Here is a 9,249-nt window from a genome sequence, read left to right on the forward strand (position 1 = left end):
CGGGTTTACTTAGCAGTTTTACCTTCTTTACGACGAACAACTTCGCCTTCGTAACGAATACCTTTACCTTTATATGGTTCAGGAGCACGTACAGCGCGGATGTTAGCAGCAAATTCGCCAACACGTTGCTTGTCGATACCTTTAATTACGATTTTAGTTGGTACAGGTACTTCAACTTCAAGTCCTGCTTCTGGAGTCATTTCTACTGGATGAGAATAACCTACGCTTAAAACAAGTTTATCTCCTTGTTTTTGAGCACGGTAACCAACACCGACTAATTCAAGTCCGCGTACGAAACCTGTAGTTACACCTTCAACCATGTTTCCGATTAAAGCACGAGTTGTACCGTGTAATGCACGGTGTTCCTTCTGTTCAGATGGACGCTCAACTGTTAGTGTATTTTCTTCAATTTTGATAGACATATCAGTTTTGAAAGTACGAGTTAATTCACCTTTAGGGCCTTTTACTGTTACAGTATTGTCTTCTGCAACTGTAATAGTAACACCTGCAGGGATTTCAAGAATCTTTTTACCAATACGAGACATGTGGTCACACCTCCGTTCGTTTTAAATATATATTACCAAACGTATGCTACTACTTCTCCACCAGTTTGTAATTGACGAGCATCTTTGTCTGTCATTACTCCCTTAGATGTAGAAACAAGAGCGATACCTAATCCGTTAAGTACACGTGGTACTTCATCAGCTTTTGCGTAAACGCGTAAGCCAGGTTTACTGATACGTTTTAATCCAGTGATTACACGTTCATTGTTTGCACCATATTTCAGGAAAATACGAAGGATACCTTGTTTGTTATCCCCAATGTATTCTACATCACGAATGAAACCTTCACGTTTTAAAAGTTCAGCGATCTCTTTTTTGATTTTAGAAGCAGGAACCTCTAATTTCTCATGACGTACCATGTTCGCATTACGGATGCGAGTAAGCATGTCTGCAATTGGATCTGTCATCACCATGTGTTTTACCTCCTTCCCATTTGTGGGTTTTACCAACTAGCTTTTTTAACACCAGGAATTTGACCTTTATATGCAAGTTCACGGAAACAAATACGGCAAAGCTTAAATTTGCGGTATACAGAATGCGGACGACCGCAGCGTTCGCAACGTGTATACTCTTGTACTTTAAACTTAGGAGTACGCTTTTGTTTCGCGATCATAGATTTTTTAGCCACGTTTTCGCCTCCTCTACTTAGCGTTGGCTTCCATTATTTTTGGAATGGCATACCGAATTGTGTTAAAAGTTCACGAGCTTCTTCATCAGTTTTCGCTGTAGTAACGATTACGATGTCCATACCGCGGACTTTACTTACTTTATCATAATCAATCTCAGGGAAAATTAGTTGCTCTTTAACACCTAATGTGTAGTTCCCACGACCATCGAATGATTTCTTAGAAACACCACGGAAATCACGTACACGTGGTAAAGAAACTGATACTAATTTGTCGAAGAACTCATACATTTGTTGTCCGCGTAAAGTTACTTTCGCACCGATTGGCATACCTTCACGAAGACGGAAACCAGCGATTGATTTTTTAGCGCGAGTTACAACAGGTTTTTGACCTGCGATTTGCGTTAATTCTTCTACTGCATTGTCTAAAGCTTTTGAGTTAGATACCGCGTCACCAACACCAGTGTTGATTACGATCTTTTCGATTTTCGGTACTTCCATCACAGATTTATAGTTAAACTTGCTCATTAGAGCAGGAGTAATTTCCTTTTGGAACTTCTCTTTAAGGCGATTCAATGAAGTGACCTCCTTTCTTAAGAAAATTATTTATCTAATAATTCACCAGATTTTTTTGCAATACGAACTTTTTTACCATCTTCTACTTTGAAGCCTACGCGAGTAGGTTCGCCTGTTTTCGGATCTAATACCATAACATTAGAAACGTGAATAGGTGCTTCTTTCGTAATAATTCCACCTTGTGGATTTAATTGAGATGGCTTAGAGTGTTTTTTAACGATGTTAACACCCTCAACGATAACACGGTTTTGCTTTGGGAAAGCCACAAGGATAACGCCTTGTTTTCCTTTGTCTTTACCAGTGATTACCTGAACTTTATCACCTTTTTTTACATGCATCTTAATTCTGCACCTCCTTAGCAAGGCAATACCTTAAATTATAGAACTTCTGGAGCTAAAGAAACGATCTTCATGAAGTTGCTATCACGTAATTCACGAGCTACTGGTCCGAAGATACGAGTACCACGTGGGCTCTTATCGTCTTTGATGATAACCGCTGCGTTTTCATCAAATTTAATATAAGAACCGTCCGGACGACGAGCTCCGCTCTTCGTACGTACCACTACTGCCTTAACAACGTCACCTTTTTTAACAACGCCACCTGGTGTTGCTTGTTTTACCGTAGCAACGATAATATCACCAATATTAGCATATTTACGACCAGAGCCGCCTAATACTTTAATTGTTAAAAGTTCACGTGCACCAGAGTTGTCAGCAACTTTCAAACGAGATTCTTGTTGGATCATGTTATGAAACCTCCCTTCGGACTAAAAATTCCGATTCGTCTATTTAGATAACAACCGCTTCTTCAACGATTTCAACTAAACGGAAACGCTTAGTAGCAGAAAGCGGGCGAGTTTCCATGATTTTAACGATATCGCCAAGTTTTGCTTGGTTTTGCTCATCATGGGCTTTGTACTTTTTAGAATACTTAACACGTTTTCCGTACAAGGAATGAGTTTTGTAAGTTTCAACTAAAACTGTAATCGTTTTGTCCATTTTATCAGACACAACACGACCAGTATAAACTTTGCGTTGGTTACGTTCGCTCACTATGCAAACCTCCCCTCAATTTATCGATTAATTCCGATCTCTCTTTCACAAACTACAGTTTTCATACGAGCAATCGCTTTACGCACTTCACGGATGCGAGTTGGATTCTCTAATTGTCCTGTAGCAAGTTGGAAGCGAAGATTGAACAATTCTTCCTTTAAAGCTTTAACTTTTGTTTCGATTTCGGCAGTGGTTAATTCACGAATATCATTAGTTTTCATTAGATTCACCACCATTTTCTTCACGTTTTACGAACTTACATTTCACAGGTAGTTTGTGAGCTGCAAGACGTAATGCTTCGCGTGCTACCTCTTCAGATACACCCGCGATTTCAAACATAATTTTCCCAGGTTTTACTACTGCTACCCAGCCTTCTGGTGCCCCTTTACCGGAACCCATACGTACTTCTAGAGGTTTTGCAGTGTAAGGTTTAGAAGGGAAAATTTTAATCCATACTTTACCGCCACGTTTCATGTAACGAGTCATTGCACGACGAGCAGCTTCGATTTGACGGTTTGTAATCCATGAAGCAGCTTGTGCTTGTAAACCGAATTCACCGAAAGCAATTTCAGTTCCACCTTTTGCACGACCACGCATTTTACCACGATGCTCTCTACGATATTTTACGCGTTTTGGCATTAACATATTATTTTCCTCCTTCCTCAGAAGCTTTCTTTTTTGTAGGAAGGACTTCTCCACGGTAGATCCATACTTTTACGCCTAATTTACCGTATGTTGTATCAGCTTCAACTGCTGCATAGTCAATATCAGCGCGAAGTGTATGAAGTGGAACAGTTCCTTCACTGTAAGATTCTGCACGAGCGATATCAGCCCCGCCAAGACGACCAGAAACCTGTGTTTTAATACCTTTTGCTCCTGCACGCATAGCACGTTGAATAACTTGCTTTTGTGCACGACGGAATGATACACGGTTTTCTAATTGACGAGCGATGTTTTCGCCTACTAATTTAGCGTTAAGATCAGCTCTCTTAACTTCTAAAATGTTAATGTGTACACGCTTGCCTGTTAATTGGTTAAGAGCTTTACGAAGTGCTTCAACTTCAGTACCACCTTTACCAATTACCATACCAGGTTTTGCAGTGTGAATTGTAACATTTACACGATTTGCTGCACGTTCGATTTCTACTTTAGCAACAGCAGAATCTTTTAAGCGTACAGTAATGTACTCACGGATTTTGATGTCTTCATGTAATAACGTAGCATAATCTTTCTCAGCGAACCAACGAGATTCCCAGTCGCGGATAATACCGACACGAAGACCAATTGGATTAACCTTCTGACCCATCGATTATCCCTCCTTCTTTTCTGATACCACAACTGTGATGTGGCTTGTGCGTTTGTTAATTTGGCTTGCACGACCCATTGCACGTGGACGGAAACGTTTCAACGTTGGACCTTCGTCAACGAAGACTTTTTCAACAACTAGGTTGTTAATATCCATCTCATAATTGTGCTCTGCATTTGCGATTGCAGATTTTAAAACTTTTTCTACAACTGGAGAAGCAGTTTTTGGTGTGTGGTTAAGGATAGCAATCGCTTCACCCACTTGCTTACCTCGGATTAAGTCTACTACTAAACGAACCTTACGAGGAGCAATACGAACTGTTCTCACTACTGCTTTAGCTTGCATTGAAGTGCCTCCTCTCATTATCTTCTAGTTTTCTTATCGTCAGCAAGGTGACCTTTATACGTACGAGTTGGTGCGAATTCACCTAACTTATGGCCAACCATATCCTCAGTGATGTACACAGGTACGTGTTTACGACCATCATATACAGCAATTGTATGTCCGATGAACTGAGGGAAGATTGTTGAACGGCGAGACCAAGTTTTAACAACTTGTTTTTGCTCAGATGCAACTAATTTTTCCATTTTGTTCATTAAGTGATCATCGACAAATGGTCCTTTTTTTAAGCTACGAGCCATTTTGGTGCCTCCCTTCGTGATTGGCGTACGGTTCTTGAAATGAACCGTACTACAATCCCATTATTTTTTACGACGACGAACGATAAATTTATCAGACGCTTTGTTTTTCTTACGAGTCTTGAATCCAAGAGTTGGTTTACCCCATGGAGACATTGGAGACTTACGTCCGATTGGAGAGCGTCCTTCACCACCACCGTGTGGGTGATCAACCGGGTTCATTACAGAACCACGAACTGTTGGGCGCTTACCTAACCAGCGAGAGCGACCTGCTTTACCGATTTTGATAAGTTCGTGTTGTTCGTTACCAACTTGACCGATTGAAGCGCGACAAGCAGATAATACTAAACGTACTTCACCAGAAGTTAAACGTACAAGTACGTATTTTCCTTCTTTACCAAGTACTTGAGCAGATGTACCAGCAGAACGGACTAATTGTCCTCCACGACCAGGCTTAAGCTCGATATTATGAACAACAGTACCTACTGGAATGTTGATTAATGGTAATGCGTTACCGATTTTAATGTCAGCTTCAGGGCCAGACATAACTTCCATACCTACTTCTAAAGTTTTAGGAGCAAGAATGTAACGTTTTTCACCGTCAACGTAGTTAATTAATGCGATATTCGCAGAGCGGTTTGGATCGTATTCGATCGTAGCAACGCGTCCTGGAATTCCATCTTTGTTACGCTTAAAGTCGATGATACGGTATTGACGCTTATGTCCGCCACCTTGATGACGTACAGTAATTTTACCTTGGTTATTACGACCAGCCTTTTTGCTTAAAGGAGCAAGTAAAGACTTTTCTGGTCTGTCGGTCGTGATTTCAGCGAAATCATTCGTAGTCATGTTACGACGACCGTTAGTAGTTGGATTATACTTTTTAATTCCCATCTCAATTTCCCTCCTTCTTTAGTAAGAATTAAACGCCTTGGAAGATTTCGATTTCTTTGCTGTCAGCAGTTAGCTTAACGATTGCTTTACGACGACGGCTAGTAAAACCAGCGTGACGACCAACACGTTTTGCTTTCGGCTTGTAGTTCATGATATTTACTTTGTCTACATTAACACCAAAGATCGCTTCTATAGCGTCTTTAACCTCTGTTTTATTAGATTTAACGTCCACGTCGAACGTGTATTTTTTTTCAGCCATCATTTCCATAGAACGTTCAGTGATAACTGGGCGCTTAATGATATCACGAGGATCTCTCATTATGCAAGCACCTCCTCTACTTTTTCCACTGCCGCTTTTGTCATGATTAGCTTATCATGATGAAGCACATCTAGCACGTTTACGCCATCAGCAGTGATTACTGTTACTCCAGGGATATTGCGAGCAGATAACTCTACAGATTCGTTTGCATCAGCAGTTACGATAAGAGCTTTCTTCTCAACAGTTAATCCTTTAAGTACTGCTACCATGTCTTTTGTTTTTGGTGCATTTAACACTAGGTCCTCAAGAACTACAATGTTGTTCTCAACTACTTTAGTAGCTAATGCAGATTTGATTGCTAAACGACGAACTTTCTTAGGAAGTTTGTACGCATAGCTTCTTGGTGTAGGTCCGAATACCGTACCACCACCACGCCATTGAGGAGAGCGGATAGAACCTTGACGAGCACGTCCAGTTCCTTTTTGACGCCATGGTTTACGACCACCACCACGAACTTCAGAGCGAGTTTTTACTTTGTGTGTACCTTGACGTAAAGATGCACGTTGCATCATTACAGCTTCAAATAGTACAGCTTCATTTGGTTCGATACCGAAAATAGCTTCAGCTAATTCGATTTCACCAACCTGTGAACCAGTTTGGTTATATACAGTAACTTTTGGCATTGGAATTCCTCCTTCCTATTGTGAATTATTTGCTAACCTTCACAGCGCCTTGAACAACTACAAGAGATTTCTTAGCACCTGGAACGTTACCTTTTACTAGTAATAAGTTGCGCTCAGTGTCAACTTGAACGATTTCTAAGTTTTGGATAGTAACTTGGTCTCCACCCATACGTCCAGCAAGTTTTTTGCCTTTGAATACACGGTTCGGAGCAACTGGCCCCATTGAACCTGGACGACGGTGATAGCGAGAACCATGAGACATAGGTCCGCGAGATTGTCCGTGGCGTTTAATAACACCTTGGAAACCTTTACCTTTAGAAATTCCTGTTACGTCAACGATTTCACCTGCAGCGAAAACTTCAACTTTTACCTCTTGACCAACCTCTAATCCGTCCACGTCTGCATCGCGGATTTCGCGAATGAAGCGCTTAGGAGTTGTAGATGCTTTAGCAGTGTGGCCTTGTTCAGGTTTGTTAGTTAACTTTTCACGTTTATCTTCAAATCCTAACTGAATTGCGTTGTAGCCATCAGTTTCAGTTGTTTTCTTTTGAAGAACAACGTTTGGATTAGCAGCGATTACCGTTACTGGGATTAACTCACCGTTCTCAGCAAATACTTGAGTCATACCGATCTTTCTTCCTAAGATTCCTTTGGTCATGAGTTACACCTCCTACATTTTTAAGTTATATGAATTATAGTTTGATTTCGATATCTACACCAGATGGTAAATCTAAACGCATTAATGAATCTACTGTTTGCGGAGTAGGACTCACGATGTCGATTAGACGTTTGTGTGTGCGCATTTCGAATTGTTCACGAGAATCTTTGTACTTATGAACAGCACGAAGAATTGTGTAAATAGTCTTCTCAGTTGGTAATGGGATCGGACCAGAAACTGTTGCCCCAGAACGCTTAGCTGTTTCTACAATTTTCTCAGCTGATTGATCAAGAATACGGTGATCATAAGCTTTTAAACGGATACGAATTTTTTCTTTTGCCATTATTTTCCCTCCTTCGTTCGCCTATTTCTAAAATAGACCTTCTCCATGGAAATTTCCCCACACCATGCCATGGCAAAGCGGCCGGGTGTGTCAGCAACCTTCCACTTCATCGCAGTCAAAGACCAACATTGTCTATTATACAATGTTATTCGTCTAGATGCAAGCATCTTTTTGTTCGCATCTGCTTTTCTCTACTTTTGCTATTATACATGGCACTTTAAAGAATATCAAGTTTTCATCTACTCTTATTCACCTTACAGTTTTTGGGTGTTGTTTTCGTTTTATATACTATAGAAGAAACTCATCCAAAAATAGAAAATACATCTCTTTCTTCTATAGTAATAAGCAATAAAAAAACTCAAGGAAGAATCCCTTGAGTTTTTAATAATCTAATTAAAGACTACTCAGCAACGATTGTAGCAACTACACCGTAACCTACTGTACGTCCACCTTCACGAATAGAGAATTTAGTTCCCTCTTCGATAGCGATTGGAGCGATAAGTTCGATAGTCATTTCGATGTTGTCACCAGGCATTACCATTTCAGTACCTTCTGGTAATTGGATGATACCAGTTACGTCAGTTGTACGGAAGTAGAACTGTGGACGGTAGTTAGCGAAGAATGGAGTATGACGTCCACCTTCTTCTTTAGATAATACGAAAACCTCAGCTTTGAATTTAGCGTGTGCTTTTACAGAGCCAGTTTTAGCAAGAACTTGTCCACGTTGGATGTCTTCACGAGCAACCCCACGAAGTAGAGCACCGATGTTGTCTCCAGCTTGAGCTTGATCAAGAAGCTTACGGAACATTTCTACACCAGTTACAGTTGTAGTAGCATTCTCTTCAGCAAGACCGATGATTTCTACTACGTCACCAACTTTAACGATTCCACGCTCAACACGACCAGTTGCAACTGTACCACGACCTGTGATAGAGAATACATCCTCGATAGGCATTAAGAATGGTTTGTCAGTTTCACGTTCTGGAGTTGGGATGTAAGCATCAACTTCAGTCATTAATTCGATGATTTTTTCTTCCCACTCAGCTTCTCCTTGAAGAGCTTTAAGAGCAGAACCTTTAATTACAGGAATATCGTCGCCTGGGAATCCGTATTCAGATAATAGGTCGCGAACTTCCATTTCTACTAATTCTAATAATTCTTCGTCATCTACCATGTCGCATTTGTTTAAGAATACAACGATGTAAGGAACACCTACTTGACGAGAAAGAAGGATGTGCTCACGTGTTTGAGGCATTGGACCATCAGCAGCAGATACTACTAAGATACCGCCGTCCATTTGAGCAGCACCAGTGATCATGTTTTTAACATAGTCAGCATGACCTGGGCAGTCAACGTGTGCATAGTGACGAGTTTCAGTTTCGTACTCAACGTGTGCAGTTGAGATTGTGATTCCGCGCTCTCTTTCTTCTGGAGCAGCGTCGATTTGATCGTATCCGCGTGCTTCAGCACCACCAGCTTTTGCAAGAACTGTAGTGATCGCAGCAGTTAATGTAGTTTTACCATGGTCAACGTGGCCGATTGTACCGATGTTAACATGGGGTTTAGAACGTTCGAATTTAGCTTTAGCCATTCTAAATTCCTCCTTAGTTTATATGGGTTATTTTATATTTAGACTAGAAAGTGAAACTTGC

The 9,249-nt window shown here is 40.7% G+C and carries 18 protein-coding genes; all 18 read right to left on the bottom strand.

Going from position 1 to position 9,249, the window contains the following annotated elements:
- Positions 1–5: 5 nt before the first annotated feature.
- The 18 genes from rplF to tuf all read right to left on the bottom strand — a co-directional run bounded on the left by rplF (position 6) and on the right by tuf (position 9,188).
- Positions 6–545 (bottom strand): 50S ribosomal protein L6, encoded by a 540-nt coding sequence (gene rplF, locus B5P42_RS28980; protein WP_002009762.1) that lies wholly within the window; start codon positions 543–545, stop codon positions 6–8.
- Positions 546–577: 32 nt separating this feature from the next.
- Positions 578–976 (bottom strand): 30S ribosomal protein S8, encoded by a 399-nt coding sequence (gene rpsH, locus B5P42_RS28985; RefSeq protein ID WP_002009764.1) that lies wholly within the window; start codon positions 974–976, stop codon positions 578–580.
- A 29-nt stretch (positions 977–1,005) separates the two neighbouring features.
- Positions 1,006–1,191: a 30S ribosomal protein S14 gene (gene rpsN, locus B5P42_RS28990; protein WP_001085700.1), complete on the bottom strand. Its 186-nt coding sequence runs from the start codon at positions 1,189–1,191 to the stop codon at positions 1,006–1,008.
- 33 nt (positions 1,192–1,224) lie between these two features.
- Entirely contained in the window at positions 1,225–1,764 is a 540-nt protein-coding gene (gene rplE / locus B5P42_RS28995; RefSeq protein WP_002091528.1) for a 50S ribosomal protein L5, read from the bottom strand.
- Positions 1,765–1,790: 26 nt separating this feature from the next.
- Positions 1,791–2,102, bottom strand: a complete 312-nt coding sequence (gene rplX / locus B5P42_RS29000; protein WP_000558201.1) for a 50S ribosomal protein L24 — start codon at positions 2,100–2,102, stop codon at positions 1,791–1,793.
- Positions 2,103–2,140: 38 nt separating this feature from the next.
- Positions 2,141–2,509: a 50S ribosomal protein L14 gene (gene rplN / locus B5P42_RS29005; protein ID WP_000615912.1), complete on the bottom strand. Its 369-nt coding sequence runs from the start codon at positions 2,507–2,509 to the stop codon at positions 2,141–2,143.
- Positions 2,510–2,552: 43 nt separating this feature from the next.
- On the bottom strand, positions 2,553–2,816 hold the full coding sequence (gene rpsQ, locus B5P42_RS29010) for a 30S ribosomal protein S17 (protein WP_002091526.1): 264 nt from the start codon (positions 2,814–2,816) through the stop codon (positions 2,553–2,555).
- A gap of 20 nt (positions 2,817–2,836) precedes the next feature.
- Positions 2,837–3,037: a 50S ribosomal protein L29 gene (gene rpmC, locus B5P42_RS29015; RefSeq protein ID WP_002091523.1), complete on the bottom strand. Its 201-nt coding sequence runs from the start codon at positions 3,035–3,037 to the stop codon at positions 2,837–2,839.
- Positions 3,027–3,461 carry a 50S ribosomal protein L16 gene (gene rplP / locus B5P42_RS29020; protein ID WP_000928969.1) on the bottom strand — a complete coding sequence of 145 codons (435 nt, stop codon included), beginning with the start codon at positions 3,459–3,461 and terminating at the stop codon, positions 3,027–3,029. The genes rpmC and rplP overlap by 11 nt, the downstream gene beginning before the upstream one ends.
- Position 3,462: 1 nt before the next feature.
- Entirely contained in the window at positions 3,463–4,122 is a 660-nt protein-coding gene (rpsC, locus tag B5P42_RS29025) for a 30S ribosomal protein S3 (RefSeq protein WP_002009771.1), read from the bottom strand.
- A gap of 3 nt (positions 4,123–4,125) precedes the next feature.
- Positions 4,126–4,467 (bottom strand): 50S ribosomal protein L22, encoded by a 342-nt coding sequence (gene rplV, locus B5P42_RS29030; RefSeq protein WP_002009773.1) that lies wholly within the window; start codon positions 4,465–4,467, stop codon positions 4,126–4,128.
- Positions 4,468–4,484: 17 nt separating this feature from the next.
- A complete protein-coding gene (gene rpsS, locus B5P42_RS29035) occupies positions 4,485–4,763 on the bottom strand; it encodes a 30S ribosomal protein S19 (protein ID WP_000124452.1) in 279 nt (92 codons plus the stop codon).
- 60 nt (positions 4,764–4,823) lie between these two features.
- Positions 4,824–5,654: a 50S ribosomal protein L2 gene (gene rplB, locus B5P42_RS29040; RefSeq protein WP_000511584.1), complete on the bottom strand. Its 831-nt coding sequence runs from the start codon at positions 5,652–5,654 to the stop codon at positions 4,824–4,826.
- 28 nt (positions 5,655–5,682) lie between these two features.
- Positions 5,683–5,973 (bottom strand): 50S ribosomal protein L23, encoded by a 291-nt coding sequence (rplW, locus tag B5P42_RS29045; RefSeq protein ID WP_001205557.1) that lies wholly within the window; start codon positions 5,971–5,973, stop codon positions 5,683–5,685.
- Positions 5,973–6,596: a 50S ribosomal protein L4 gene (gene rplD / locus B5P42_RS29050; protein WP_001127261.1), complete on the bottom strand. Its 624-nt coding sequence runs from the start codon at positions 6,594–6,596 to the stop codon at positions 5,973–5,975. Before rplD ends, rplW begins: the two co-directional genes overlap by 1 nt.
- Before the next feature lie 25 nt (positions 6,597–6,621).
- Positions 6,622–7,254 (bottom strand): 50S ribosomal protein L3, encoded by a 633-nt coding sequence (rplC, locus tag B5P42_RS29055; RefSeq protein ID WP_000160209.1) that lies wholly within the window; start codon positions 7,252–7,254, stop codon positions 6,622–6,624.
- 34 nt (positions 7,255–7,288) lie between these two features.
- Positions 7,289–7,597, bottom strand: coding sequence for a 30S ribosomal protein S10 (gene rpsJ / locus B5P42_RS29060; RefSeq protein WP_001040595.1), 309 nt, complete (start codon positions 7,595–7,597; stop codon positions 7,289–7,291).
- A 400-nt stretch (positions 7,598–7,997) separates the two neighbouring features.
- On the bottom strand, positions 7,998–9,188 hold the full coding sequence (gene tuf, locus B5P42_RS29065) for an elongation factor Tu (RefSeq protein WP_002009778.1): 1,191 nt from the start codon (positions 9,186–9,188) through the stop codon (positions 7,998–8,000).
- Positions 9,189–9,249 lie beyond the last annotated feature (61 nt).

It is taken from the genome of Bacillus sp. SRB_331 (assembly GCF_003264175.1).
In the GTDB taxonomy this organism is placed as follows: Bacteria; Bacillota; Bacilli; order Bacillales; family Bacillaceae_G; genus Bacillus_A; species Bacillus_A mycoides.

Coding starts and splice junctions, on each gene's coding strand:
- rplF (WP_002009762.1), bottom strand. CDS start 545: ATGTCTCGTATTGGTAAAAAGATTCTTGAAATCCCTGCAGGTGTTACT.
- rpsH (WP_002009764.1), bottom strand. CDS start 976: ATGGTGATGACAGATCCAATTGCAGACATGCTTACTCGCATCCGTAAT.
- rplX (WP_000558201.1), bottom strand. CDS start 2,102: ATGCATGTAAAAAAAGGTGATAAAGTTCAGGTAATCACTGGTAAAGAC.
- rplN (WP_000615912.1), bottom strand. CDS start 2,509: ATGATCCAACAAGAATCTCGTTTGAAAGTTGCTGACAACTCTGGTGCA.
- rpmC (WP_002091523.1), bottom strand. CDS start 3,037: ATGAAAACTAATGATATTCGTGAATTAACCACTGCCGAAATCGAAACA.
- rplP (WP_000928969.1), bottom strand. CDS start 3,461: ATGTTAATGCCAAAACGCGTAAAATATCGTAGAGAGCATCGTGGTAAA.
- rpsC (WP_002009771.1), bottom strand. CDS start 4,122: ATGGGTCAGAAGGTTAATCCAATTGGTCTTCGTGTCGGTATTATCCGC.
- rplV (WP_002009773.1), bottom strand. CDS start 4,467: ATGCAAGCTAAAGCAGTAGTGAGAACAGTTCGTATTGCTCCTCGTAAG.
- rpsS (WP_000124452.1), bottom strand. CDS start 4,763: ATGGCTCGTAGCTTAAAAAAAGGACCATTTGTCGATGATCACTTAATG.
- rplB (WP_000511584.1), bottom strand. CDS start 5,654: ATGGGAATTAAAAAGTATAATCCAACTACTAACGGTCGTCGTAACATG.
- rplW (WP_001205557.1), bottom strand. CDS start 5,973: ATGAGAGATCCTCGTGATATCATTAAGCGCCCAGTTATCACTGAACGT.
- rplD (WP_001127261.1), bottom strand. CDS start 6,596: ATGCCAAAAGTTACTGTATATAACCAAACTGGTTCACAGGTTGGTGAA.
- rplC (WP_000160209.1), bottom strand. CDS start 7,254: ATGACCAAAGGAATCTTAGGAAGAAAGATCGGTATGACTCAAGTATTT.
- rpsJ (WP_001040595.1), bottom strand. CDS start 7,597: ATGGCAAAAGAAAAAATTCGTATCCGTTTAAAAGCTTATGATCACCGT.
- tuf (WP_002009778.1), bottom strand. CDS start 9,188: ATGGCTAAAGCTAAATTCGAACGTTCTAAACCCCATGTTAACATCGGT.